General features: G+C 63.4%; 23 protein-coding genes. 6 read left to right on the top strand and 17 right to left on the bottom strand.

All coding sequences use genetic code 11. The features are described 5' to 3' along the window. Positions 1-1329: an FMN-binding glutamate synthase family protein gene (locus P3C29_RS23095; RefSeq protein ID WP_275965546.1), complete on the top strand. Its 1329-nt coding sequence runs from the start codon at positions 1-3 to the stop codon at positions 1327-1329. A gap of 205 nt (positions 1330-1534) precedes the next feature. Beyond that, complete coding sequence (locus tag P3C29_RS23090; protein WP_275965545.1) at positions 1535-2860, top strand: ammonium transporter; 1326 nt, start codon at positions 1535-1537, stop codon at positions 2858-2860. Between the two features lie 75 nt (positions 2861-2935). Here P3C29_RS23090 and folD read toward each other — a convergent pair whose 3' ends face one another. The 9 genes from folD to P3C29_RS23045 form a co-directional block, all read right to left on the bottom strand. Then, a complete protein-coding gene (gene folD / locus P3C29_RS23085; protein WP_275965544.1) occupies positions 2936-3853 on the bottom strand; it encodes a bifunctional methylenetetrahydrofolate dehydrogenase/methenyltetrahydrofolate cyclohydrolase FolD in 918 nt (305 codons plus the stop codon). A gap of 48 nt (positions 3854-3901) precedes the next feature. Beyond that, positions 3902-5581 (bottom strand): APC family permease, encoded by a 1680-nt coding sequence (locus P3C29_RS23080; protein ID WP_275965543.1) that lies wholly within the window; start codon positions 5579-5581, stop codon positions 3902-3904. A 75-nt stretch (positions 5582-5656) separates the two neighbouring features. After that, a complete protein-coding gene (locus P3C29_RS23075) occupies positions 5657-7966 on the bottom strand; it encodes an aminomethyltransferase family protein (protein ID WP_275965542.1) in 2310 nt (769 codons plus the stop codon). A 2-nt stretch (positions 7967-7968) separates the two neighbouring features. Continuing rightward, on the bottom strand, positions 7969-9336 hold the full coding sequence (locus P3C29_RS23070; RefSeq protein ID WP_275965541.1) for an NAD(P)/FAD-dependent oxidoreductase: 1368 nt from the start codon (positions 9334-9336) through the stop codon (positions 7969-7971). Between the two features lie 21 nt (positions 9337-9357). After that, positions 9358-10224, bottom strand: coding sequence for a formyltetrahydrofolate deformylase (purU, locus tag P3C29_RS23065; protein WP_259198974.1), 867 nt, complete (start codon positions 10222-10224; stop codon positions 9358-9360). A 30-nt stretch (positions 10225-10254) separates the two neighbouring features. Beyond that, positions 10255-11385 carry an aminomethyltransferase family protein gene (locus P3C29_RS23060; RefSeq protein ID WP_275965540.1) on the bottom strand — a complete coding sequence of 377 codons (1131 nt, stop codon included), beginning with the start codon at positions 11383-11385 and terminating at the stop codon, positions 10255-10257. Positions 11386-11429: 44 nt separating this feature from the next. Continuing rightward, on the bottom strand, positions 11430-12446 hold the full coding sequence (locus P3C29_RS23055; RefSeq protein WP_275965539.1) for a DUF3445 domain-containing protein: 1017 nt from the start codon (positions 12444-12446) through the stop codon (positions 11430-11432). 12 nt (positions 12447-12458) lie between these two features. Then, positions 12459-13388 (bottom strand): PDR/VanB family oxidoreductase, encoded by a 930-nt coding sequence (locus P3C29_RS23050; RefSeq protein WP_275965538.1) that lies wholly within the window; start codon positions 13386-13388, stop codon positions 12459-12461. Then, positions 13385-13831, bottom strand: coding sequence for a dimethylamine monooxygenase subunit DmmA family protein (locus P3C29_RS23045; protein ID WP_275965537.1), 447 nt, complete (start codon positions 13829-13831; stop codon positions 13385-13387). Before P3C29_RS23045 ends, P3C29_RS23050 begins: the two co-directional genes overlap by 4 nt. A gap of 248 nt (positions 13832-14079) precedes the next feature. Between P3C29_RS23045 and P3C29_RS23040 the strand changes: the two genes are divergently transcribed. From P3C29_RS23040 to P3C29_RS23030, 3 genes are read left to right on the top strand one after another with little or no spacing between them, the layout of a single operon-like run. After that, a complete protein-coding gene (locus tag P3C29_RS23040; protein WP_275965536.1) occupies positions 14080-15150 on the top strand; it encodes an ATP-binding protein in 1071 nt (356 codons plus the stop codon). Continuing rightward, entirely contained in the window at positions 15119-15778 is a 660-nt protein-coding gene (locus tag P3C29_RS23035) for a response regulator (RefSeq protein WP_275965535.1), read from the top strand. The genes P3C29_RS23040 and P3C29_RS23035 overlap by 32 nt, the downstream gene beginning before the upstream one ends. Beyond that, entirely contained in the window at positions 15779-16528 is a 750-nt protein-coding gene (locus P3C29_RS23030; protein WP_275965534.1) for a PAS domain-containing protein, read from the top strand. Between the two features lie 106 nt (positions 16529-16634). Here P3C29_RS23030 and P3C29_RS23025 read toward each other — a convergent pair whose 3' ends face one another. The 5 genes from P3C29_RS23025 to ribBA all read right to left on the bottom strand — a co-directional run bounded on the left by P3C29_RS23025 (position 16635) and on the right by ribBA (position 21897). After that, positions 16635-17789 (bottom strand): ABC transporter ATP-binding protein, encoded by a 1155-nt coding sequence (locus P3C29_RS23025; protein ID WP_275965533.1) that lies wholly within the window; start codon positions 17787-17789, stop codon positions 16635-16637. Positions 17790-17804: 15 nt separating this feature from the next. Continuing rightward, positions 17805-18614 (bottom strand): ABC transporter permease, encoded by an 810-nt coding sequence (locus P3C29_RS23020; protein ID WP_275965531.1) that lies wholly within the window; start codon positions 18612-18614, stop codon positions 17805-17807. A gap of 6 nt (positions 18615-18620) precedes the next feature. Next, positions 18621-19538 carry an ABC transporter permease gene (locus tag P3C29_RS23015; protein ID WP_275965530.1) on the bottom strand — a complete coding sequence of 306 codons (918 nt, stop codon included), beginning with the start codon at positions 19536-19538 and terminating at the stop codon, positions 18621-18623. After that, entirely contained in the window at positions 19535-20560 is a 1026-nt protein-coding gene (locus P3C29_RS23010; RefSeq protein WP_177046617.1) for an ABC transporter substrate-binding protein, read from the bottom strand. The genes P3C29_RS23015 and P3C29_RS23010 overlap by 4 nt, the downstream gene beginning before the upstream one ends. 227 nt (positions 20561-20787) lie before the next feature. Next, positions 20788-21897 carry a bifunctional 3,4-dihydroxy-2-butanone-4-phosphate synthase/GTP cyclohydrolase II gene (ribBA, locus tag P3C29_RS23005; protein WP_275965529.1) on the bottom strand — a complete coding sequence of 370 codons (1110 nt, stop codon included), beginning with the start codon at positions 21895-21897 and terminating at the stop codon, positions 20788-20790. A gap of 69 nt (positions 21898-21966) precedes the next feature. Here ribBA and P3C29_RS23000 point away from each other — a divergent pair, with 69 nt between their 5' ends. Beyond that, entirely contained in the window at positions 21967-22260 is a 294-nt protein-coding gene (locus tag P3C29_RS23000) for a DUF1330 domain-containing protein (RefSeq protein WP_275965528.1), read from the top strand. Between the two features lie 6 nt (positions 22261-22266). Here the strand turns inward: P3C29_RS23000 and P3C29_RS22995 are convergent, their stop codons facing one another. From P3C29_RS22995 to P3C29_RS22985, 3 genes are all read right to left on the bottom strand, one after another. Further along, the gene (locus P3C29_RS22995; RefSeq protein WP_177079415.1) at positions 22267-22830 is read right to left on the bottom strand and encodes an NUDIX hydrolase; all 564 of its coding nucleotides are present in this window, start codon (positions 22828-22830) and stop codon (positions 22267-22269) included. 2 nt (positions 22831-22832) lie between these two features. Then, entirely contained in the window at positions 22833-23585 is a 753-nt protein-coding gene (locus tag P3C29_RS22990; RefSeq protein ID WP_177046610.1) for a GntR family transcriptional regulator, read from the bottom strand. Positions 23586-23754: 169 nt separating this feature from the next. After that, positions 23755-24240, bottom strand: a complete 486-nt coding sequence (locus tag P3C29_RS22985; protein ID WP_177079414.1) for a flavin reductase family protein — start codon at positions 24238-24240, stop codon at positions 23755-23757. Between the last annotated feature and the right edge of the window lies 1 nt (position 24241).

Genomic DNA, 24241 nt, shown 5'->3' with positions numbered 1-24241 from the left:
ATGAGTGAACAAACCCCTCCAGTGTTGCGCGAGTCGGCCACCTTCGACCGTCTGACCATCCAGGAAATCCAGCGTGCCGCTGAAACCGGCATCTACGACATTCGCGGCGGCGGCACCAAGCGCAAGCTGCCGCACTTCGATGACTTGCTGCTGCTGGGCGCCAGCGTGTCGCGCTACCCGCTGGAAGGCTATCGCGAGAAGTGCGGTACCGACGTGATCCTCGGCAATCGCTTTGCCAAGAAACCGATCCACCTGAAGATTCCGGTGACCATCGCCGGCATGAGTTTCGGCGCGCTGTCGGCCAACGCCAAGGAAGCCCTGGGGCGTGGCGCGACCATCGCCGGCACCAGCACCACCACCGGCGACGGTGGCATGACCCCGGAAGAGCGCGGTCAGTCCCAGCATCTGGTGTATCAGTACCTGCCGTCGCGTTACGGCATGAACCCCGACGACCTGCGTAAGGCCGACGCCATCGAGATCGTCCTGGGCCAGGGCGCGAAGCCCGGCGGTGGCGGCATGTTGCTCGGGATGAAAGTCACCGAGCGCGTGGCCGGCATGCGCACCTTGCCGATTGGCGTCGACCAGCGCAGCGCGTGCCGCCACCCGGACTGGACCGGCCCGGATGACCTGGCAATCAAGATTGCCGAGCTGCGGGAAATCACCGATTGGGAAAAGCCGATCTACGTGAAAATCGGCGCCAGCCGGCCGTATTACGACGTGAAGCTGGCGGTCAAGGCCGGTGCCGATGTGATTGTCCTCGACGGCATGCAGGGCGGTACGGCCGCCACCCAGGAAGTGTTTATCGAGCACGTTGGCATCCCGATTCTGTCGGCCATCCCGCAAGCGGTACAGGCTTTGCAGGAGATGGGCATGCACCGTAAGGTCCAGTTGATCGTGTCGGGCGGGATTCGTAACGGCGCCGATGTGGCCAAGGCCATGGCGATGGGCGCGGACGCGGTTGCCATCGGTACGGCGGCGTTGATTGCCCTGGGCGATAACCACCCACGGCTGGACGCGGAGCTGAAAAAGATCGGCTCCGCCGCCGGCTTCTACGACGACTGGCAGAACGGCCGCGACCCGGCCGGGATCACCACCCAGGACCCGGAGCTGTCGAAACGCCTCGACCCGGTAGAAGGCGGGCGTCGGTTGGCCAACTACCTGCGGGTGATGGTGCTGGAGGCGCAGACCATGGCTCGTGCATGCGGCAAATCCCACCTGCTCAACCTCGACCCCGAGGACCTGGTGGCGCTGACGGTGGAGTCGGCCGCCATGGCCCGGGTGCCGCTGGCGGGGACCCGTTGGGTACCGGGTTCCGGTAGCGGTTACTGAAACTGGATGAAAACCTGTGGCGAGGGAGCTTGCTCCCGCTGGGGTGCGAAGCAGCCCTGAAAGAGCCGGCTCCAGCTGCGCTGTCGAACGGGAGCAAGCTCCCTCGCCACAAAAAAAATCAAATCAAGGGGCCCGCCAAGAGGCTCCCCAAACAACAACTGCTCACTGCCAGTCCCATCCCATTTCTTTTGCAGGAGCTTTGAACATGGTCAATCGTCTTCTTGGCAAATCCCTTTTCGCGTTACTGGCGGCCGCTGCCTTCGCACCCTTGGCCCAGGCCGCCGACGCCCCCACCTTGAACACCGGCAGCACCGCCTGGATGGTCACCGCCGCCGTGCTGGTGCTGTTCATGTGCCTGCCGGGGCTTGCGTTGTTCTACGGCGGCCTGGTACGTGCGAAAAACATGCTCTCGCTGTTCACCCAGTGCTTTGGCATCGCCGGCCTGGTGGGCGTGTTGTGGGTGATCTACGGCTACAGCATGGTGGTCGACACCACCGGCATGGTCGAAGGGCAGGTGACGTTCAACAGTTTTGTCGGCGGGTTGAGCCGGGCCTTTCTGGCCGGCATGACCCCCGAGAGCCTGGTGGGGGATATTCCGGAAGGTGTGTTCGTGACCTTCCAGATGACCTTTGCCATCATCACCCCGGCCCTGATCGCCGGGGCCTTTGCCGAACGCATGAAGTTCTCGGCGGCGCTGCTGTTCATGGCCGTGTGGTTCACCCTGGTCTATGCCCCGGTGGCGCATATGGTGTGGGGTGGTTCGGGTGCCTTGATGCATAACTGGGGCGTACTCGATTTTGCCGGCGGCACCGCCGTGCACATCAACGCCGGTGTGGCTGCACTGGCTGCGTGCCTGATCCTGGGCAAGCGCAAGGGCTACCAGAACACGCCGATGCCGGCTCACAACCTGAGCCTGACCATGGCTGGCGCGGCGATGCTCTGGGTGGGCTGGTTCGGGTTCAATATCGGCTCCGGTGGCGGGCTCAACGGCACCTCGGGAATTGTCATGCTCAACACCCAACTGGGCGCGTGCGCCGGGATTCTTGGCTGGATGTTCACCGAGTGGTTCAAGGTCGGCAAGCCGAGTGCCCTGGGCCTGGCGAGCGGTGCCCTTGCCGGCCTGGTGGGGATCACCCCGGCCTGTGCCTATGTGGGCGTCGGCGGTGCCTTGGCCATCGGCCTGCTGTGCGGGGTGTTCTGCTACTTGAGCGTGACGGTGTTGAAGCGTCGTTTCGGTTATGACGACAGCCTCGATGTGTTCGGCTTGCACGGCATCGGCGGCATGATCGGCGCGGTGTTGACCGGCGTGTTCTGCGTACCGTCCATGGGCGGGCTGGTGGAAGGCGTGACCATGGGCGGCCAGGTGGTTGCCCAGATCAAGGGGGTGCTGCTGACCACGGTGTATTGCTTCGTGATCAGCTGGATCATTCTCAAGGTGGTCAATGCACTGGTTGGGTTGCGCGCCCATGAGTCGGTGGAAGAGATGGGACTCGACCTCGCCGAGCACAACGAGCGGGCCTACAACCACTGATCATCCGGCTGACTTACACCGCTCAAAAATGTGGGAGCGGGCTTGCCCGCTCCCACATTGGTTTTGCGGTGTCGCTCAGCTCACCGCCAGCTCATGGGGCTGGGCGGCCCGCTGCAACTGGGCGGCCACCAGGGTGTTCTTCAGCAGATAGGCAATCGTCATCGGTCCCACACCTCCCGGCACCGGGGTAATCGCACTGGCCACGGTGCGTGCGCTCGCATAGTCCACATCCCCCACCAACCGCGTGCCGGTCTCGGTACTGATACGGTTGATCCCCACATCAATCACCACCGCTCCGGGCTTGAGCCAGCTGGCGTCGATCAGTTGTGGCCGGCCCACGGCGGCGACCACGATGTCTGCCAGGCGGCACAACGCCGGTGCATCGACACTGCGCGAGTGCACCACGCTGACCGAGCAATTGGCCTGCAACAACAGGGTTGCCATGGGCTTGCCGACAATGTTCGAACGGCCAATCACCACCGCGTGCAAGCCGCTCAGATCGCCGCAGGTTTCGTGCAGCAGACGCATGCAGCCGCTGGGGGTGCAGGGTGTGAGCACTTCCAGACCTTGCACCAGCCCTCCGACGTTTTCCCGATGAAAGCCATCCACGTCCTTGATCGGGTCGATCGCATGAATCACTGAGGCTTCGTCGATATGGCCCGGCAGGGGCAACTGCACCAAGATGCCGTTGACCGCAGGGTCGGCGTTCAGCCGGGCAATCAGCTCCAGCACGTGCGCCTGGCTGGCGTCGTCCGGCAGCCGGTATTCGAGGGAGCGAATCCCGACTTCCTTGGCCCGCAGCAGTTTATTGCGCACATAGACGTGGCTGGCCGGATCGTCGCCCACCAGCAGCACGGCCAGCGCCGGGTAGATCTGTTGCGTGGCAAGCACCTGAACCTCTTCGCGAACCTCGTCGAGAACCTGGGCAGCGATGGCTTTGCCGTCGATATCGCGGGCAAGCGTGGAGAGAGAGCTGGTCAAAAGCGTCACCATTGTCTGGAGGAGTAAAGGCGCTGAGGGGTTGCTCCCTCAGCGTTGAGATCAGGCTACCAGCTGATGGCAGCCATACACCACCAGCACACCGGCGATCAGCGTGGCGTAGGGCAGCCAGCCGGCACGCTTTTGCCCGTCATCGGCCTGGATATACAGGTCGCTGAGCATCGCGGCGGGGAAGCGGCCCTTGTCCTGCACGTAGTGGCGGTAGCAGAACACCGGCAGGATCAGCAGCGCCAGCAGCAAACCGGTGACCAGCGTGCCCGCGCCCCAGATATCTGCGCCCAGGCCCATGCAGGCCAGGTTGACGAAGCTCAGCACGCCACCCGCCGCCAGCAGCACGGTGGGCGCCTTGTACGGGCGCACCCAGTCGGGGCGGTCCAGGCGGTGGATCCAGCCGGCGTTGAGGTTGAGGAAGTTGAAGATGATGTAGCTGACGTTGGAGGCCGCGAGCACGAACACGTAGTCGGACATCAGCAACAGCAGCAGGTTGAACGACAGGTCGGTCCACATCGCCGCCGTGGGCGCACCGTGTTCGTTGGTACGTCCCAGGTATTTGGGCAGCCAGCCGTCCACCGACGCCTGATACAGGGTGCGCGAAGAGCCGGACATCGAGGTCATGATCGCCAGCAACGTCGCCAGCACCAGCATGATCAGCACGATATTGGCGACCACCTTGCCACCGCCAATGCTGTCGGCCATGACCTGGCCAACCCCCATGCCGCTGTAGATCGCCGGTGACAACAGGCCGCTGTACACCGCCGGCGTGACGATTGCGCCGCTGGCGTCGAGCACCGCCGGGGTCACCAGTTGGCCCAGCCCCAGGCTGCCTTGAAACGCCAGCGGTACCAGGGTGAACACCAGGATGCACAGCAAGCCGGCGTAGAAAATCGCTTTGAACGTGTCGCGCTTGGGGTCTTTGAACTCCCGGGTGTAGCACACCGCCGTTTCAAAACCGTAGGTGGACCACGCGGCCATGAACAGGCCGCCGGCCATCAGCGACCAGCCGGAAATATCCCAGGGCCCATCGATGACTTGCCCGGCCGCATCATGGGCCAGGGGGTACAGCGGCAGGAAATTGGCCTGGGCCGCATCCCCGGTGAACAACGGCACCACGCCCACCAACAGCAGCGGAATCAGCGAGGTGACGCCTAGCACCAGGGTCAGGCGCGCCGAACGCAGGATGCCGCCGTGCTGCACGGCAAACACCGTGAGCAGAATCAACAGGCCGATGCCGAAGGTCGCGTTGATCCGCAGCGACAGGCCGCTCTTGACCCAGCCCAGGTCCAGCAGGGTCAGTTGCCAGGTGTTGATCAGCGCATCGGCGGGAAACAGCGCGGTCAGGATATAACCCGCCGCCAGCCCCGAGCCGATGGACAGCACCGGCGACCATGCCAGCCAGTTGCACCACACCGAAACCGGTGCAATCAGCTTGCTGTAGCGCACCCAGGCGACGGCGCCGTATACCGAGGCGCCACCGGACTTGTGGGGGAACAACCCGGCGATCTCGGCATAGGTGAATGCCTGGATAAATCCGAACAGGATCGACACGATCCACACGATCCACGCCGGCTTGCCGACCGTCGCAGCAATGGCGCCAATAGAGAACAGCACCAGGGCGGGCACGCCACTGGCGACCCAGAACGCCCCGCGCCAATCGATCTTGCGGTGCAGGCTGCCCACCGAACTGGCGGCCTGCGGTACTGCCTCGAACGTCGTCGCTTCCATCTCTGTATTCCCATGTCTGAATAGCGTTTAAGTAGGGCAGTCAAAATGGGGTGGCGCACACGCGTATCGGAACGATCAACTGCGCACCCGGCTTTTGTCCGGGTCATAGAAAATCGCTGCGCTGGCCGTGGCGCTGATGCGCTTCTGCAGGCCATCGACTTTGCCAATCTCGAGTACCGTGCCGGGCTCGGCGCACGCCACATCCACCCGGCACAACGCGATGTTGCTGGCCAGCAGCGGGGAGCGGCAGGCACTGGTAATGACCCCCACCTGGGCCCGGCCCTGGTACACCGGGTCGCCATGGTGGGCGGCCTCGTTGCCGCTCAGTTGCAGGCCTACAAGCTTGTGGGTGGGGTGCGCACTGCGCCGCAACAGGGCGTCGCGCCCGATGAAATCATCGGTTTTGCTTTTCAGCGGCACGCTGAACCCGATACCCGCCTCAAACGGGTCGGTCTGGTCGCTGAACTCGTAACCGGCAAAAATCAGCCCGGCTTCGATGCGCAGCATGTCCAGCGCTTCCAGGCCAAGGGGGACGAGCCCCAAGGGTTGGCCGAGTTGCCAGATGCGGTCCCACACCCGTTCGGCGTCTTCGGGCTGGCACCACACTTCATAACCCAGTTCGCCGGTGTAGCCGGTACGGGAAATCATCAACGGACAGCCGTCGAAACCGTCCAGCCGTCCCACCAGGAAGCGGAACCAGCCGAGGGTTTCCAGGCCCGGTTGGGTGGGTGGGGTCCAGACCATCTGTTTAAGCAGCTCGCGGCTCATCGGTCCCTGCACCGCCAGGTTGTGGATCTGCTCGCTGGCGGACTTGACCCACACCTTCATGCCCAGTTTCTTTGCCTGTTCCCGCAGCCACACCCCGGCGTAGTCTTCACCGCAGACCCAGCGGAAATTGTCCGGGCCCAGGCGCAGCAAGGTACCGTCATCGAGCATGCCGCCGTGGGGGTGGCACATGGCGGAATAGACCACTTGGCCCACCGCCAGGCGCCGCACGTCGCGGGTCAGGCAGTACTGCAACAGGCTCTCGGCGTCAGGGCCGATGATTTCGAATTTGCGCAAGGCGGTGAGATCCATCACCGCTACCCGTTCGCGGCAACCGAGGTATTCCTCGATGGCGCCGTAGCTGTCGTAGCGCAACGGCAGCCACCAGTTGCGGTAGTCGGTGAAGCTGCCGGTGAGGCGGCTTGTGCGTGAGTGGAACGCAGACTCACGGGTCAGAATCGGGTCGGCATCGGCCGTTGTTCGAGTGCTCATGGCGATGGAAAAACGCTCCTTCTCGCTGTAGATGCGGACGTGGATGTCGCTCGGGTCCCAGCCATTGGCAGGGTCGATGTCATCCGGGCATGAAGTGCTGGCGCACAGCAGGTCGGCGGTGGCCCGCAACAGCACGTAATCGCCGGGACGCGACCAGGGTTCGTCGAGGGTCATCTGCTGGTGCGCGTCGATCCCTGTATTGAAGAAAAAATTGATCGCCGGCCATCCCTTGCGGGCCTGGACGCCATAGGGCGATAGCACCTGGCTGAGGTTGTCGCTGCAGTTGTCGTGCCCGAAATAGCCATGGCTTTCGTAATAGCGTGCGGCGCAGGCCAGGGCGAAGGAGTCGTGGCGGCCGACGGTGTCTTGCACCACCTCCAGCATCGGTTGCATGTTCCGGTCGAAGAACTTCGAGAACAGCCCGGGTGCCGGGTAGGCGCTGCCGTTCAGCGTGCGGGTGACGGTCTGGTCGAGGTCCAGCTCCAGCCCGCGATCCAGGGCGCGACGGTCGAGGGCGACAAAGTCCGAACATTGGCGCCCGGCTACATCCAGCACTTGCACGTACTGCCCCTTGGCGACGGTGTAGCTGTGGGCCGTGCCGGCGCGCAGGGTGAATTCGTCCAGCACCTCGCCCAACGGTTCAGGCAGGGCAGGCACCCAGAGGGGGGAGGTGTTGACTCGTGTTACCCGCAGGCGCAGTTCGCTCGGCCGGTATTGCCGGTCAACGGCGGTGGGCTCGGCCGGGGCGGCAACGATCACCAGCAAACGGTCATGGGCCGTGAAATGGCAGCTATGGCCGGGCGGGCTGTCGTCGTCCCACAGCGAGGCGGCCAGCGGCAACCGTTGCGGGTCGATGCCGCGCCGGTTGAGCGCCTGGCCTATACGCCGGGTCACGCGGCAAGCCGTTGTGCCGTGCAGTGCCCAACTGGCCAACGCACTGCGCCCGTCGGCATCGAGGGCCAGCAGTTCGCAGGTTTGCCGACCTTCGATGTCGATCACTTGCAGGCCGTCGCCGGGCTGCAAGTCCACCAGGGTCACCCCGCCGGCGGCCACGCGGTAACGTTCCAGTTGGGGGGCGCGGGCGAACAGCCCGGGCTCTCGGGGATGAGAAACACGAGGTGCATTCATCATCAGCCGACCGACTTGATGGGCGTCGCGGGCTCACCCAGGTACGCCGCCATCGAGTCATCCAGTGCCTGCAACCACGGTGTGTGGTGGGGTGGCGATTGGGTGCCGGTCATCAGCGATCGATAGGACTTGTCGCGGTAGCCCATGATGTTTTCCGCCTTGTCATGCTTCCAGTGCAGGAAGGTTTCGTTCACGGCGGCAATGTCGAAATTCGGGTAGTCGGTGGCGTCCACCAGGTGCTGGATGTAGGCGCCCTGGTACTCGAACATCTGCTGGTTGGTTTCCAGGGTCTGTTCCCGTGCGTGCCACTGTTGGCTGTCGGCGGCGCGTTCGGCCTGGCCCGGCAGCGTGATGCGCCCCAGGATCACATCGCGAGCGTACCAGGCTTGGGCGTCGAACATGTTGAAGGAGTACCACTGGTCCTGCATGCCCAGGTAGATCAGGCGCGGGTTGGGTTCCCAGAACACGCCCTTGTACAGGTTCATCGGCCACAGGCGGTTGTCGGTCTTCAGGCTCAGCTCATCCGGCAGGAACGGGAAGTGATGCTTGTAGCCGGTGCACAGGATCACCGCATCGATGTGTTTGCTGCTGCCATCGACAAAGTACGCGCGGTTGTTTTCCATGCGCGTGAGCAGCGGCTTTTCTTCCCAGTTGTCTGGCCAGGCATAGCCCATGGGCGCGGTGCGGTAGCAACTGGTGATGCTGCGGGCGCCGTATTTGTAGCACTGCGAGCCGATGTCCTCGGCCGAATAACTGCTGCCGACAATCAGCAGGTCCTTGTCCTTGAACTCCAGTGCCTCGCGAAAATCATGAGCATGCAGGATGCGCCCGGCGAACTGTTCGAAGCCGTCGAAGTACGGCACCTTGGGCGTTGAGAAGTGGCCGCAGGCGTTGACCACGTAGTCGAATTCCTCACAGGTCAGCGTGTCGTTGCTGTAGTCGTGGGCGTAGAGGGTGAAGCGTTGGGTCTGTTCGTCGAAGGTGACTTGGCGCACCACATTGTTGAAGCGGATGTAGTCGCGCACGCCGGCTTTTTCGACCCGGCCCTTGATGTAGTCCCACAGCACCTCACGGGGCGGGTAGGAGCCGATGGGCCGGCCAAAGTGCTCTTCAAAGGTGTAGTCGGCGAACTCCAGGCATTCCTTGGGGCCGTTGGACCACAGGTAACGGTACATGCTGCCGTGCACCGGCTCGCCGTTCTCGTCCAGGCCGGTGCGCCAGGTGTAGTTCCACATGCCGCCCCAGTCCTGCTGTTTCTCGAAGCACACCAGTTCGGGAATGGCGGTGCCCTGGTCGCGGGCCGACTGGAAGGCGCGAAGTTGTGCCAGGCCGCACGGGCCGGCGCCGATGATTGCTACACGTAGAGTCATGAGCGTGCCTCCTGAAGGGTTTCAGCGAAAGATCACTGTCTTGTCCTGGTTGATGAACACCCGGTGCTCCAGGTGGTATTTCAGGGCTTTGGAAAGGGCGACGGTTTCGGTGTCGCGGCCAATGGCGACCAGCGAGTCGGGCAGGTGGGTATGGTCGACGCGCTGGATTTCCTGCTCGATGATCGGCCCTTCATCGAGGTCGCTGGTGACGTAGTGGGCGGTGGCGCCGATCAGCTTCACGCCACGGTCGTAGGCCTGGTGATAGGGCTTGGCGCCCTTGAACCCGGGCAGGAACGAGTGATGGATATTGATCGCCCGACCCGAGAGCTGTTGGCACAGGCCGTCGGACAAAATCTGCATGTAGCGGGCGAGCACCACCAGGTCGGTCTGGGTGTCCTCGACGATGCGCATCAACTCGGCTTCCTGGCTGGCCTTGCTGTCCTTGGTGATGGGCAGGTAGATGAAGCGGATGCCTTCGCGCTCGGCCATGGCCCGCAGGTCCAGGTGGTTGGAGACCACGGCGGTGATGTGCATGTCCATTTCGCCCTTGCGGTGGCGATAGAGCAGGTCGGTTAGGCAGTGGTCGAACTTGCTGACCATCAGCAGCACGCGGGTCGGTTGGCGCGAGCTGAACAACTGCCACTGCATGTCGAAGCCCCCGGCGAGATCGCCCAGGCCTTCGCGCAGGGCACCGATATCACCGCTGACCCCGGTGTTGAAGCGGAACACCGCGCGCATGAAAAACTGCCCGGTGAACTCGTCGTCGAATTGCGCCAGCTCGCTGATATAGCACTGCTGGCGGGCCAGGCAGGCGCTGATCGCGGCGACAATCCCGGACGCCGCCGGGCAGGTGATCTTGAGAATGTAATGTTCGCTGGAGGCGTCCATCGAAGGCTCCTGAATCAAGTGTGGGAAGGCTCAGCCCTTGGCCGTGCGCTTGGTTTTTTCCGGGTCGTCAAAGGGCAGGGCGTGGGTAGTGGCGGTGCCCTCGAGGCTGCCGCGCACCTGCAATGCAACGCCGGGCTCGGAGCAGGCGACGTTCATGCGTGCGATGGCCATCGAGCGTTTGCTCAGGCGCGAATACATGCCGCAGGTGATCACGCCGACCTGCTGGCCGCCTTGCCACAGGGTGTCGCCGGCCTCGGCAGGGCGTACGCCGTCGAGCAGCACGCCGGTGATCTTGAAACGCTCCTGGCCGCGCAGGCGCAGGTGTTCTTCGGCGCCGCGAAATGCTTGTTTGCCAGGGGAGACGGTGAAATCCAGGCCCATCTCCCAAAGGGTGTCACCGGCTTTCTGGTCGGCGAAGGGGTACATCTGCGAGTTGTCGTAGGGAAAAAACATCAGCGAGCTTTCCACCCGCAGCCAGTCCAGGGCGGTGAAGGCGCACGGGATAATCCCCAGGCTCGCGCCTTGTTCGAGGATGCTGTCCCACAGGAAAGGCGCGTCGGCTGCTTTGCAGAAAATCTCGTAGCCGCGCTCGCCGGTGTAGCCGGTGCGGGAGATCATCACCGGGCGGTCGAACAGGCGGGTTTGTAGGTGGTGGAAGTACGGCAACTGGCGAATGCCGGGCACGTGCTCGGCGAGGAAATCCACCGCCAGCGGGCCTTGCAGCGACAGGTCGTGCAGGTCGTCATCGAACAGCACCGCCACTTGCCGGCCCTGGGCTGAGCGCACGAGCATTTCATGCCCGGTGCCGGCGCCATGCACCACCATGAATGCGTTGGGTCCGGTGCGGTAGACGATGCAGTCGTCGACGAATTTGCCGTCTTCGTCGAGCATCGAGGCGTACACCGATTTGCCGGGGTAGAGCCTGGCGATATCGCGGGTGGTTGCCCACTGCAACAGGCTCTCGGCGTGGGGCCCGACGTAGTGGACTTTTTTCAGCCCCGACACGTCCATCAGCCCGGCACGGGTGCGGATCGCCTGGTGGTGGTCGGCCAGCTCGCTGCTGTAGGTCCAGGCGGTGCCCATGCCGTTCCAGTCTTCGAGGTTCGAACCGAGCGCGCGGTGCCGCTCGGCCAATGCAGAAATACGCCATGAATGGGTCATGTGAGGGTCCTTTGGGAAAAAAGAGAGCCGGGAAAAAGCGGAGGTCAGGCCTGCGGGTCGAACTGGCTCAGCCACTCCACCAACGTGTGCCGGTAGCGGGTCATGCCCTTGTAGTCGGCGATGGGGTCGGGCAGGTCGCGCAGCACGCGGTGCAGGCGACAGCCCCAGCCGGGCTGGGTCACCAGCTCCTCCATGCTGATCAGGTAGGTGCGGATGCTGAACATCACCGCATTGCTGCGGGGCAGGCGCGCCATCACTTGCAACTCGACCCGCAGGTGCACCTGTTGGCCCACATTGCGGGCGGTGATCTGGCCGCGGTCCGCACCCCATTCGTGAAAGGTCTCGGGGGATGAATCCAGGCGCGGGTTGATGGTCAGGGTCCAGTTCAGGCGCCGCACTGGCTGGCCCGCCTGCAGGTTGAGCAGGTACTTCAGCGCACGCTCGAACACGCCCATCTGATGGGCCATGGGCACCGGTGCGTGCCACTGCTTGAAACTCATGCCGGCGTCGAATGCCAGGGACCAGTCGGCCGGGCCGGTGATCAGGCCGGCGTCCATGTAGAGGTCGCCGTCGCGCTGGTCGAGCAAGGCGAAATCCCCCTGCACCTGGCGCCCGATAAACTCCAGCGGTCCACAGGGCAGGCTGGTGGCGTCGCCGAATACAAAGTGCTGGTTGATCTCCAGCAGGCGGTTGCGCCAATGCCAGCGGTCGCCATCACGTGCCAGGCTGAACCAATGCGGGTAATCGGCGGCGAGGTGTTCCATCAGCATCTGTAACGCATCCCAGGCGGCCACTTGCATGTGCGGCATCACCAGGTAGCGACGCGGGTCCTTGTCCAGCACCAGCGCGCGTTCGGCCATTTCCGAGCGGTAGTGCTCGTCGATGTCGAAGCCATGTTCATAGATCGAGCCCGGGTCGCGTGAGGTTGCCGGCTCGATATTCACCGAGTACAGGTAACTGTCTTCGGTAAACGGGAAGGGGAAGCGGCGGATCGCCGTCGGGCTGTTGTGAAAGCTGAAGTCGTCCCGATAACTCAGCACAGGGCTCGATGGTAGAGGCATGGTCAACAACTCCTAGAGGTCCAGCGAAACGCATGGGCCGTTGCCGCGAGAAACGCAGGGCATCAGAAAGTCGGCCTGCTCGGCCGGTGTGAGGAAGCTGTCGCGGTGTTCGATGGCGCCGCCCATGTGGCGTGTCATGCACTGGCCGCACACGCCGCCACGGCAGAGGTTGGGTACCTGCAACCCGGCGGTTTCCAGGGCTTCGAGCAGGCTCTGCTCGGCCTCGACCCGCAGGCGCCGATCACTGCGCAGCAGGTGCAGGTCGAACGGCTGGCCCGGTTGCGCGCCCTTGAACGCTTCCGAGTGCACGCGTTTGGGCGGCCAACCGAGGCGCGTGGCCTGGTGCTCGACCGTGTCGAGCAGGGACTGCGGGCCGCAGGTGTAGACATGGCTGCCCAACGGCCGGTTGCCGAGGATACGGCTCAGGTCCGGGCGCCCGTCGTAGGTGTGCAGGCGTGCGCCGAGGTGCTGTTGCAACTCGTCGAGGTAGGCGTCGCTCAGGCCCGGCCTGAACAGGTAATGCAGTTCGAACTCGGCCTGCTGTTGTTCGAGGGCCGCGATGTACGCCATGAACGGCGTGATGCCGATGCCGGCAGCGATCAGGATGTGCAGGCGGGCCGTGGCGTGGGGGGCGAACAGATTGGCCGGTGGCGAGATCTGCAAGGTGTCGCCGACCTGCACCTGCCGATGCAGGTACTGCGAACCGCCACGGGACACGTCTTGCAGGCGCACGGCGATGCGGTAGTGCTGGTTGTGCGCCGGGTCGCTGGTCAGTGAATAGGCATTGCGTACCTTGCCTTCGGCCAGCGGCAGATGCACCTGCACATGGCTGCCGGGCGAGAAGCCGGGCAGGGTGCCGTCGCAGGCCACCAGGGTGAACTCGCGTACCACCGGCGTGAGCATTCTTGCCGCGCTCACCTGCACATTGAGGGCCGCGCTCATGGCTGGAACCCCGCATAGGGCTTGTCGGGGTTATTGCACACGCCGAAATAAGCCCCCAGGCGCCTGGAAAAATGCGTGCGCACCTCCAGCCCCACATGGCAGCCGATGCAGTTCAACAGCGGCTCCGGCCCGGTAGCCTGGATCAGGCCACAGTGCGCGCAATACACCAGGCGTTGGCCTGGCAGCGAGCAGGTCAGGCGGATTTCGTCGTCTTCCAGGCCGGCGGCGCGGGCCTGGCCGTGAAGGCGCCACACAAAGGCTTCATCGCCCAGCAGGTAGAGCCGACAACCCACGGTGGCGCTGGCCAGTGCCTGCTGCAAGCGCCAGGCGAAGTCAGGTTGTTCACCGTTCAGCAGCAACGGCTGGTCCAGTCCGGCGACAACCTCCATGCCAACGGTCGCCGATTGCATCACCACGATGGGGCGGTTGTGGGTGTGGGTCATGCGGGCTCTCCAAGGTGCGTTTTGTTTCCTGTTGGGAGAGATAGTTTCCTATGGGGAAAATCTTCTCAATCTGGAAAAAGGGCTATGCCTTTGGAGATAAGCCTTGCGCGACAGCCATTCGGGGCATGGAAGTTGCTGGCCTTAAGCTGACGTTGAGCAACCGGGACGGGGAGTTATCGAGAGTGCTGATACGACCAAAAGGGTGGCCGCTCTGGTTGGGGCCTGTGCGCCCCGAACAAGCGCGTAGCGTGCGCAGGCTGTTGGCCGGGTTGCCCTTGGGCGAGGCGCACGCTGACGGTGCCTTGTCGGTTTTCCTGGACCGTTTCGACGCATTGTTGCCCGCCGGCAAGCTCAACCTGATCCTCGGCGGTGAAGACCTGGGGCCGGCCCGGCGCGGGTTGATCGAGGGCTGCCAGGACGTGGCGGGCTGCCCCTGGCGTAACGCGACCGTCGCCGATACGCCCCAGGCGTGCGGCCCGTGCCGGGAACGGGGCGTGCACCGGCTGGTGTGCGCCTTGTCCGAGGGCCAGAAGGGGGCGTTGCTGCTCGACACGCGCCGGCGGGCCGGTGCCAGCTGGCGGCAACTCATGGAGGAGGCCGCGCAGGCGGTCGGTGTCACCGTGCGTTTGCGCAGCCACACCCTTGAGCAACAGCGCAAACAGGCAACGTCCCGGCACGGTGCCCTGGCCCGTGAGCTGCACGATTCGGTGGCGCAGCAGCTGGGTTACCTGTCGTTCCAGGCGCATGGGTTGCAGTCGCAATTGGGCGAGCCGGCGCGAGCCAGCGCCAGTCTGCAGGACCTGTGCGCGGGCTTGAGCCAACTGCAGCGCCAGGTGCGTGAGCTGATCACCAGCGCACGCCTGACCATGGACGGGCGCTCGCTGCGCCAGGCCCTGGCCGACTCCGTTGCGGAGTTCTCGCGGCGTTGCATCATCGTGTTCGAACTGGACAACCGCCTGGCCGACGATGCGTTGAACCCGGAAACCGAATTGCAGATTCTGCAGATCATTCGCGAAGCCCTGGCCAACGCGGTGCGGCATTCCCACGCGCGGCACGTACGCATTGAATTACGCCAGACCCAGGACGGTGATGCCTCGGTGTCGGTGGAGGATGACGGCATTGGCTTGAGCCCGGCCTGCGGTGAAGACAACCATTTCGGCCTGGCAATTATTCGCGAACGTGCCGCCAGCATCGGCGCGCGGCTGAGCATTGAAGCGATCCGCCCGCATGGGGTGCGCGTGCACCTCGGCCTGCGCCGCAACCAAGACCTGCCACAGGGGAGTCTCGATGAATTGCACAACCTTATTACTGATCGATGATCACCCATTGTTTCGCAAAGGCCTGGCGCAGTTGTTCGGTGCCAGTGACGACTTCGAAGTGGTGGGGCAGGCGGCCAGTGGCCGTGAGGGCATCAACCTGGCGGTGAGCCTGACGCCACAGCAGGTCCTGCTGGATTTGCACATGCCGGGCCTGAGCGGTTTGCAGGTGCTGGATGAACTGCGCCAGTTGCGCCTCGATTGCCAGGTGGTGGTGCTGACGGCGTCGATGGACCGCGCTGAACTGCTTGCGGCCTTGCGTCTGGGCGCCAGCGGTTACGTGCTCAAGGAAACCGAGCCCGACGCCTTGCTGGCGTATATGCGCAACTGCCACAAGGGCGCGATCGTGCTGGATTCGACACTGATTGCCCTGCTGGCCGATCAGGCCAAGCCCACGCAACATTGCGAGGCCTCGGGCAGCGATAACCTCACCGAGCGGGAAGGGCAGACCCTGGCATTGATCGCCGCCGGCATGAGCAACAAACAGATCGGCCGGGAACTGGGGATCAGCGACGGCACGGTAAAAATCTACGTGCGCAGCCTGCTGCAGAAGCTCGGCCTGCATTCGCGGCTGGAGCTGGCCGCCTGGGTGCATAGCGGCGCATTGATGAAACACGAGGAGCGCCATTAGATGAGGGAAAGCCCTGAAGCGTTTGTGCAGACGCCCCCCGTGCACCTGATGGATCGCTTCCCCGCCGCGCTGCTGGAACTGCGGGACAACGGCCAGATCGCACACTTTAACCTGGCCTGGGCCGAACTGATGGGGCAACCGGGGGCGGAGCGCAATCTGCTGGATTACGTGCACCATGAAGATCGCCCGTTATGGCGCCAGGCTTTGAATGAACTGCGTCGGCGGCCCGATACCTCATTCAACCAGCGCCTGCGCTTTGTACATCCTTGCGGCGAGCTACGCTGGTTTGAGGTGAACCTCAAGCGCGGCCCGCAGGGGTTCTACCTGGCGGCCGGGGATGTGACCGCGCACAAGCGCCGCGAAATTGCCTTGCAGGCCAGCCAGCGCAGCAGCATGAGTTTGCTCGACAGCATGCCGGGGCTGATCTATCGCGGTCGCAACAACCGCGACTGGACCATGGAGTTTGTCAGCGCCGGGTGCCTGCAATTGACCGGTTATCCCGCCGAGCGGCTGGTGGACAACCATGAGTTCACCTACAACAGCCTGATCCTGGCGCAGGACGCCGACTACGTCTGGCGCGAAGTGCAATATGCCCTGTCGCGGCGAGAGCCGTTCGAGCTCAATTACCAGATTCGCTGCGCGGATCAGTCGATCAAGCACGTGTGGGAGAAAGGGGTGGGGATCTATGCCGATACCCGCGAGGTGCTGGGGATCGAGGGGGCGATTTTCGAACGCAAAACCTTGTGGTGAGCGGGCTTGCCCCGCGTTGGGCTGCGAAGCAGCCCCATCAATCTGTGGTGAACCCGACGGGGGACAAGCCCCCTCACCACAGCAAGCCCGCTCCCACAATGGTGACTCAATGTGCGCCGGCCGCCTTGTTCAGATCACTCTCCGCCCACTGCGTATACACACACGCATCCGCCGTGGCCCAGCGCACTCGCACCGGGTCGCCGGCCTTGAGCGGCATGCCCGCGGCGGACAACGCCTTGACCGTCATCGAAGTGCCGCCCAGGGTTTTCACGCTGCAGGTCTGGCTTTCGCCGAGAAACAGCACTTCGCCCACCATCGCCGACACTTCGTTCCAGCCCGCCGCCAATGGTTGCCCGGCCGCCTGCTCGACGCTCAGCGCCAGGGCTTTTTCCGGGCGCACCATCAGCAGTACGTCCTGATCGATGTGCAGCCCGGTGGTCAGTCGAATCGACAGGGATTGGCCTTCGAACGCGCCGACGGCATTGCCCTGGGCCTTGAGCTTGAGGAAGTTCGAGTTGCCGAGGAACGAGGCGACAAACGCGTTCGGCGGGTTCTGGTACAGGTCGAAACCGCTGCCCAGGCCGACGATCTTGCCGTGGCTGAAAATCGCAATGCGCTGGGACAGGCGCATGGCTTCTTCCTGGTCGTGGGTCACGTAGACGATGGTGATGCCCAGGCGCCGATGCAACTGGCGCAGTTCGTCCTGCAAGTCTTCCCGCAGTTTCTTGTCGAGGGCGCCGAGGGGTTCGTCCATCAGCAGGATGCGCGGCTCATACACCAGCGCCCGGGCGATGGCGACGCGCTGTTGCTGGCCGCCGGAGAGTTGCGAAGGGCGGCGATGGRCGAACSCCTCCAGTTGCACCAGCTTGAGCATCGCGTCGACACGCTTCTCGCGCTCGGCACTCGCCAGTTTGCGAATCGCCAGGGGGAAGGCGATGTTGTCGCGCACCGACAAGTGCGGGAACAGCGAGTAGCGCTGGAACACCATGCCGATGTCGCGCTTGTGGGGCGGCACATTGACCAGGGATTGGTTGCCCACCAGGATCTCGCCGCTGCTCGGCGTTTCAAAGCCGGCGAGCATCGACAGCGTGGTGCTTTTGCCCGAGCCGCTGGAGCCGAGGAAGGTGAGGAACTCGCCGTCCTGGATGTCCAGGGAGATGTTGTCCACGGCGGCAAACTCGCCGTAGTACTTGTTCAGGTTGCGCAGGCTTACCAGGGGTTGCTCGTTGCCTTGCGCGGACGCTTTGATCACTGCACTCATGTTGTTCTCCAGGGCTCAGAGCCGGGTTTCTGTGCGCCGGCGAACGGCGGCGGCAATCACCATGACCAACACCGAGAGGCCGATCAGCAACGTCGACGCGACGGCGATCACAGGCGTCAGGTCCTGGCGCAGGGTGGTCCACATTTTCACGGGAAGGGTTTGCAGGGTCGGGCTGGCCATCATCACGCTGAGCACCACTTCGTCCCATGAGACGAGAAAGGCGAACAGCGCACCCGCCACCATGCCGGGGCGAATCGCCGGGAAGGTCACCTTGAACACCGCCTGCAGGCGCGAGGCGCCGCAGATCACGGCTGCGTCTTCAATCGACTGATCGAACAGCTTCAGCGAGTTAATGATCGAGATGATGGTGAACGGCAACGCGACAATCACGTGACTGACCACAAAGGCGAACATCGTCCCGGTGTAGCCGAGCTTGAGGAACAGCGCGTACACCGCCACCGCGATGATCACCAGCGGCACGATCATCGGCAGGGTGAACAGGCCGTAGAGCAATTCGCGGCCGGGAAAGCGCCCGCGCACCAGGGCGAATGCCGTGGGCAGGCCCAGCGCCACGGAGAACACCGTGGTCAGCACTGCGACCTTGAGGCTGGCCACGGCAGCGTTCATCCAGTCGGGGTTGGAGAAGAACTGGCCGTACCATTTCAGCGTCCAGCCGGGCGGCGGGAACACCAGCCATTGGGACGAGCCGAACGACAGCAGCACGATGAACACGATCGGCAGCAGCAGGAACAGGCCAATCACGCCGGTGGTGGTGTACAGGCCCAAGCGCATCCTGCGGCTCATTGCATTGGGGGTCAGGAGCATGACGGCTTACCTCGCGTTGCTGGCGCCAACCGGGGATTCCGGCTGAAGCTTCAGGTAGAAGTAGAACAACACCAGCGTGATGAAGATCAGCAACGCGGCGCCGGCACTCGCCAGGCCCCAATTGAGGAACGACTGCACCTGCTGAATGATGAACTCAGGCAGCATCATGTTCTGCGCACCGCCGAGCAGCGCCGGGGTGACGTAGTAACCGAGGGACATCACAAACACCATCAGCCCGCCGGAAAACAGCCCCGGCCGGCACAACGGCAGGAACACCCGGAAGAAGTTGGTCCAGGGGCTGGCGCCGCAGATGGAGCCGGCCTGCAGGATCATCGGGTCGATGGCCTGCATGGTCGCCTGCAACGGCAGTACGATAAACGGGATCATGATGTAGCTCATGCCGATCACCACGCCGGTCAGGTTGTGCACCATCTCCAGGGGTTGATCGATGATGCCCATCGCCATCAGCGCCTTGTTGATCACGCCTGAAGCCTGCAACAGCACCAGCCAGGAATAGGTCCGGGCGAGGAGGCTGGTCCACATCGACAGCAGCACGATGTTCAGGATCCAGCGCCCCCAGCCGCGGGGCACCAGGGTGATGGCCCACGCCAGGGGAAAGCCCAGCAACAGGCTGAACAGGGTCACCAGGCCCGCCACTGAAAAGGTGTTGAGCAACACCCGCGCATAGGCCGAGTTGGCGAACAGCTGTTCATAGTTGCCAAGCCCCGGAACCGGCTCCAGCACGCCGCGCAGCAGCAAGCCGATCAGTGGTGCCAGAAAGAACAGGCCGAGGAACAGCAGGGCCGGGATCAGGTTGCTGGAACCGCGCCAGCGCTGCGCCAGGGACGGCGTTACGGCTTTACCGCCAGCCTTGCCGGCAGCGTCCAGGGCGCTTCCGGCGGGCGTGGTTGCGGTCATTTTCATTTGACTAGCCATTCATTCCACCGTGTCGCAATGGCCGGACCGTTCTTGGCCCAGTAGGCGAAATCGAGGGTGATCTGGTCCTTGGCATACGCCGTCGGCAGGTTGGGTGCCAGGACTGAATCCAGGCGCTGCACGCTGTCGATATTCACCGGTGCATAGGCGGTCAGGTTGGAGAAGTCCGCCTGGCCTTTGGCGCTGCTGGCGCTGGCCAGGAACTTCATGGCCGCCGCCTTGTTTTTCGAACCTTTGGGTACGACCAGGATGTCGGCCATCACCAGATTCTGCTTCCAGCTTACGCCCACGGGCGCGCCGTCTTCCTGCAGGGCGTGAACGCGCCCGTTCCAGAACTGGCCCATGCTGACTTCGCCGGAGGCCAGCAGCTGTTGCGACTGCGCACCGCCACCCCACCAGACGATGTCTTTCTTGATGGTGTCGAGTTTCTTGAAGGCGCGGTCCAGGTCCAGCGGGTACAGCTTGTCGGCGGGTACGCCGTCGGCCAGCAGGGCCAATTCAAGCACGCCAGGGCTTGGCCATTTGTAGAGTGCGCGTTTGCCAGGGTAGGTCTTGGTGTCGAACAGGGCGGACCAGTCCTGGGGTTTGCCGGCGCCGAGCTTGCCTTCGTTGTAGCCCAGCACGAAGGAGAAGAAGAACGAACCCACACCGTGGTCGGACACGAAGCGCGGGTCGATCTTGTCGCGCTGGATCACCGAGAAATCCAGGGGTTCAAGCAAGCCTTCGGCGGCGGCGCGCAAGGCGAAGTCGGCTTCGACGTCCACCACGTCCCACTGCACGTTACCGCTTTCGACCATGGCCTTGAGTTTGCCGTAGTCGGTGGGGCCATCCTGGACCACGGTGATGCCGCTGGCCTTGCTGAACGGGTCGGCCCAGGCCTGTTTCTGAGCGTCCTGGGTGCTACCGCCCCAGCTCACGAAATTGACGCTTTCGGCCGCCAGGGCCGCATGAGTGGCCGTGGCCAATAAGCCCGCGAACAGCACTGCGGTGACACGTTTGTTCAACACCATTTTCACGCCCTCATTTGTTTTGTTATTGAGCGGGCTTGGTAGTGCCCGCCTATCGGGAGCAGTAGGTCCAGCAGGGCCTCTAATCAAGGCCCCGGAAGGCGACCGTGCCAAGGGCTGTTATTGGTGCTTTCCCTGGCGGGCGCACTTGGCAGAAACGTTCGGTCTATGGGATGTCATATTATGGTATTCCAAACTTTGTGCAAGCATTTTGCCTTACCGGTTATCCGTCATTCGGTGAACGCGATGCTCTCCACCACCTCAAGGTCGTAGCCCGTCAAACCGGCATATTTAAGGGGCGGACCGAGGTGGCGCAGTTTGCCGACGCCGAGGTCCTGCAAGATCTGCGCCCCGGTGCCTACTTCAGAATAGATGCGCGATTGCGAACGGTTGAATTGCCGGGGCGCCTGGGTCAGTTGCGGCACGCGCTCGAGCAATGCCTGGGATGACTCATGATTGGCCAGTACCACCACCACGCCGCTGCCTTCGGCGGCCACTCGCTGCAAGGCGGCCCACAAGGTCCAGTTGGACGGGCCGCTGTATTCAGCGCCCACCAGGTCGCGCAGCGGGTCGATCACATGCACTCGTACCAGGGCCGGTTCGTCACGACGCAACTGGCCCATGATCATTGCCATGTGCACGCCACCGTCGATGCGGTCTTCGAAGGTGATCAGGCGGAACGTGCCGTGCACCGTCGGCAGGTCGCGTTCGCCAATGCGCACCACGGTGCGCTCGGTGCTCAAACGGTAGTGAATCAGGTCGGCGATGGTGCCGATCTTGATCCCGTGCTTGCGGGCGAATGCTTCCAGGTCGGGCCGGCGGGCCATGGTGCCGTCATCGTTCATCACTTCGACGATGACCGAGGCCGGCGTGTGCCCTGCCAGGCGCGCCAGGTCACAACCGGCTTCGGTGTGGCCGGCGCGGGTCAGTACCCCGCCGTCCCTGGCGCGCAGCGGGAAGATGTGCCCCGGTTGCACAATGTCGGCCGGCCCGGCACTCATGTCGACGGCAGCGGCCACGGTGCGCGCGCGGTCGGCGGCGGAGATTCCGGTGGTCACGCCGACGGCCGCTTCAATGGACACGGTAAACGCGGTACTGAACACGCTGCCGTTGCTCGGCACCATCTGTTCCAGGCCGAGACGCTGGCAATGTTCATCGGTGAGCGTCAGGCAGATCAGGCCACGGGCTTCGCGGGCCATGAAGCTGATCGCCTCGGCGGTGCAGCAGTCGGCAGGCAGCAACAGGTCGCCTTCGTTTTCCCGATCTTCGTCGTCCACCAGGAGTACCATTTTGCCCTGGCGGTAGTCTTCGATGATTTCTGCGATGCTGTTGAAGGTCATGTAACGTGCTCGGGTTGTTGGTTGTATGTATTATGGTATACCACAAAACTTAATGTAGAGGATGTCACGATGAAGGCGTACTGGATTGCCCATGTGGATGTGGCGGATGCCGAGCAATACACGCAGTACACCCAGCGTGCGCCAGCGGCGTTTGCGAAGTTTGGCGGGCGTTTTCTGGCCAGGGGCGGGCGCAGCGCCGCGATGGAAGGCGGGCCTGCAACGCAGCGCAATGTGGTGATCGAATTCGACAGCTACGACCAGGCGGTGGCGTGCTACGAATCTGAGGAGTATCAGGAGGCGAAGGCGCACCGCGAGGGTGTGGCCCAAGCGCAGATCATCATTGTGGAAGGCTTGGCACCCTGAAGCGTATCAGCGGATAAAGTGAATCCTGCCGCTGTCGTCATTACCGATATAAATGCCATACACCCCGGCCTGGCGTTCCTCGATATAGCGTTCGAGGATCTGCCGGATCGCCGGGTAGTAGATGCTGTCCCAGGGAATGTCCTCGGGCGCGAAGAATTTGTAGTCCAGGGTTTCCGGCCCGAACTGGCCGGTAATCTCCAGCGCAATGGCGCGAAAGATGATGTACACCTCGCTGATCTTCGGCACGCTGAAGATCGAGTAGGGCGACACAATCTCCGCACGCACGCCGCTTTCTTCCCAGACTTCCCGCAGTGCCGCCTGTTCCGTGGTTTCGCCACCTTCCATAAAACCTGCCGGCAACGTCCAGGTGCCCGGGCGTGGCGGGATTGCCCGTTGGCACAGCAGGTACTTGCCGTCCTGCTCGATGATGCAGCCGGCGATGATCTTCGGATTGACGTAGTGGATATAGCCGCAGCCGCGGCACATCAGGCGTTCATGGGTATCGCCCGGTGGCAGCTGGTGACCCAGGTCACTGCCGCCGCATTTCGGGCAAAAGCCAGGGGTGAACACGGTCAGTGACCTATGCGGGGTTCTTTGAGCGCGATGGGCAGGGTGATCTCGGGGATCTTGCCGGTCTCTTCCTGCTTGCGCTTGAGATAATCCAGGGCAACGGCGGCGGCGGCGCGCACGTGGTCGACGCAGGCTTGGTGGGCCGCGAGCGGGTCGCCGCTCTTGATCGCCTGCACCATGCGCTCCATTTCCTGGTTGCTGGTACCGCGACGGTTTTCCTGGGACACCGACGTGGCCCGCAGGTAGCTGATACGCGCCTGCAGCTGACGCAACTGGGTGGCGGCAACATGGTTGCCGGAGCCTACCAGCAGAACGTCGTAGAAACCCTGTACCGAGTCGATGACCTGTTGCAGCTCACCGTCCTTGAGGGCCTTGCGGTTTTCCTCGAGGGCTTTTTCCAGGGCCTTGATGTCCTTGGCCTTGGCTCGCAGGGTGAACAACTGCACGATCAGGCCTTCGAGCACGCAGCGCAGTTCATAGATATCGACGGCATCGGCCAGGGTAATGATTGCGACTTGCGGGCCCTTGGCATCGGCGAACTCCACCAGGCCTTCGGACTCCAGGTGACGCAAGGCTTCGCGCACCGAGGTGCGGCTGACGCCGAGGCGGTCGCACAGGTCGCGCTCCACCAGGCGGTCGCCCGGCAACAGCTGGAAGTTCATGATGGCGCTGCGCAGTTTTTCCAGCACGATTTCGCGCAGGGTGACCGGGTTGTGATTGACCTTGAAGCTGTCGTCGAGTGGCAGGCGTTTCATGGGGTCTGCTCTGAATGGGGCGGTTAACTGGAGGCCTCGGCACCGGCTTTGGCGAAGGCTTCAGGAGCCAGCCGGGCCGATTGAGGGCCAAAATCTTCGGCAAGTTTATCACGCTGTGTTCTTTAAGCGACAAACCCTCACGGCCCCACGAATGGCCCCGGCAGCCGCCTCACGCCAGGGTAGGCAACGGGCCCAGCTTGCCTTTGTGGTAGATCATCGGCGTCACCGGCTGGTCGGGCAGGATCAGGTTTTTCACCGCGCCCACAATGATCGCGTGGTCACCGCCGTCGTATTCGCGCCACAACTCGCACTCGATGATCGCCGTGGCCTTGGCCAGCAGCGGGTTGCCCAGGTCGCTGAGGTGCCACTCGATGCCCTTGGCTTTTTCCTTGCCTTTGCTGGCAAATGCATAGGCCTCGGCAGTCTGGTCTGCGGACAGCAGGTGAATCGCAAAGCGCTTGCTGTCCCGCAGGATCGGGTAGGTGTCCGACGCATAGTTGGGGCAGAACAGCACCAGGGCCGGGTCAATCGACAGCGCGCTGAACGCGCTGGCGGTGATGCCGACGATGCCGCCTTCCGGGTCAAGGGTGGTCACCACCGTGACGCCAGAGGGAAACGAGCTCATGACGTCTTTGTAAATGCCGGGTTCGATCATG

Source organism: Pseudomonas sp. 1912-s (assembly GCF_029269205.1).
In the GTDB taxonomy this organism is placed as follows: Bacteria; Pseudomonadota; Gammaproteobacteria; order Pseudomonadales; family Pseudomonadaceae; genus Aquipseudomonas.
Note: the sequence above shows the minus strand (reverse complement) of the source record. Positions and strands in the feature narration are given on the sequence as shown.

Bases quoted from the DNA above. Each gene is read 5' to 3' on its own strand.
- P3C29_RS23095 (WP_275965546.1), top strand. From the start codon at position 1: ATGAGTGAACAAACCCCTCCAGTGTTGCGCGAGTCGGCCACCTTCGAC.
- P3C29_RS23090 (WP_275965545.1), top strand. From the start codon at position 1,535: ATGGTCAATCGTCTTCTTGGCAAATCCCTTTTCGCGTTACTGGCGGCC.
- folD (WP_275965544.1), bottom strand. From the start codon at position 3,853: ATGGTGACGCTTTTGACCAGCTCTCTCTCCACGCTTGCCCGCGATATC.
- P3C29_RS23080 (WP_275965543.1), bottom strand. From the start codon at position 5,581: ATGGAAGCGACGACGTTCGAGGCAGTACCGCAGGCCGCCAGTTCGGTG.
- P3C29_RS23075 (WP_275965542.1), bottom strand. From the start codon at position 7,966: ATGAATGCACCTCGTGTTTCTCATCCCCGAGAGCCCGGGCTGTTCGCC.
- P3C29_RS23070 (WP_275965541.1), bottom strand. From the start codon at position 9,336: ATGACTCTACGTGTAGCAATCATCGGCGCCGGCCCGTGCGGCCTGGCA.
- purU (WP_259198974.1), bottom strand. From the start codon at position 10,224: ATGGACGCCTCCAGCGAACATTACATTCTCAAGATCACCTGCCCGGCG.
- P3C29_RS23060 (WP_275965540.1), bottom strand. From the start codon at position 11,385: ATGACCCATTCATGGCGTATTTCTGCATTGGCCGAGCGGCACCGCGCG.
- P3C29_RS23055 (WP_275965539.1), bottom strand. From the start codon at position 12,446: ATGCCTCTACCATCGAGCCCTGTGCTGAGTTATCGGGACGACTTCAGC.
- P3C29_RS23050 (WP_275965538.1), bottom strand. From the start codon at position 13,388: ATGAGCGCGGCCCTCAATGTGCAGGTGAGCGCGGCAAGAATGCTCACG.
- P3C29_RS23045 (WP_275965537.1), bottom strand. From the start codon at position 13,831: ATGACCCACACCCACAACCGCCCCATCGTGGTGATGCAATCGGCGACC.
- P3C29_RS23035 (WP_275965535.1), top strand. From the start codon at position 15,119: ATGAATTGCACAACCTTATTACTGATCGATGATCACCCATTGTTTCGC.
- P3C29_RS23030 (WP_275965534.1), top strand. From the start codon at position 15,779: ATGAGGGAAAGCCCTGAAGCGTTTGTGCAGACGCCCCCCGTGCACCTG.
- P3C29_RS23020 (WP_275965531.1), bottom strand. From the start codon at position 18,614: ATGCTCCTGACCCCCAATGCAATGAGCCGCAGGATGCGCTTGGGCCTG.
- P3C29_RS23015 (WP_275965530.1), bottom strand. From the start codon at position 19,538: ATGAAAATGACCGCAACCACGCCCGCCGGAAGCGCCCTGGACGCTGCC.
- P3C29_RS23010 (WP_177046617.1), bottom strand. From the start codon at position 20,560: ATGGTGTTGAACAAACGTGTCACCGCAGTGCTGTTCGCGGGCTTATTG.
- ribBA (WP_275965529.1), bottom strand. From the start codon at position 21,897: ATGACCTTCAACAGCATCGCAGAAATCATCGAAGACTACCGCCAGGGC.
- P3C29_RS23000 (WP_275965528.1), top strand. From the start codon at position 21,967: ATGAAGGCGTACTGGATTGCCCATGTGGATGTGGCGGATGCCGAGCAA.
- P3C29_RS22990 (WP_177046610.1), bottom strand. From the start codon at position 23,585: ATGAAACGCCTGCCACTCGACGACAGCTTCAAGGTCAATCACAACCCG.
- P3C29_RS22985 (WP_177079414.1), bottom strand. From the start codon at position 24,240: ATGATCGAACCCGGCATTTACAAAGACGTCATGAGCTCGTTTCCCTCT.